Below are 410 nucleotides of genomic sequence, written 5' to 3' on the forward strand. Positions count from 1 at the left end.
TTCAGGAACACGATGATGTATGGAACGCCAACTTGGCGGGCCAGCAGGATGTGTTCGCGGGTCTGTGGCATTGGGCCGTCAGCTGCGGAGCACACCAGAATCGCGCCGTCCATCTGGGCAGCACCGGTAATCATGTTTTTGATGTAATCGGCGTGGCCTGGGCAGTCAACGTGCGCGTAGTGACGCGTTTCCGTTTCGTACTCGACGTGGGCGGTGTTAATCGTGATACCGCGCGCTTTTTCTTCTGGAGCCGCATCGATCTGGTCGTATGCTTTGGCTTCGCCGCCGAATTTCTTCGACAGAACCGTTGCGATTGCAGCGGTCAGCGTGGTTTTACCGTGGTCGACGTGGCCGATGGTGCCGACGTTGACGTGCGGCTTGGTCCGTTCGAATTTACCTTTTGCCATTTT

1 protein-coding gene is annotated in these 410 nt (G+C 56.8%); it reads right to left on the reverse strand.

All coding sequences use genetic code 11. The features are described from left to right. The coding region (locus GCN78_RS28960) for a GTP-binding protein (protein WP_152254752.1) at nt 1-407 on the reverse strand (407 nt) is incomplete at its 3' end. Nucleotides 408-410 lie beyond the last annotated feature (3 nt).

The organism is Janthinobacterium rivuli (assembly GCF_009208735.1).
In the GTDB taxonomy this organism is placed as follows: domain Bacteria; phylum Pseudomonadota; class Gammaproteobacteria; order Burkholderiales; family Burkholderiaceae_D; genus Janthinobacterium.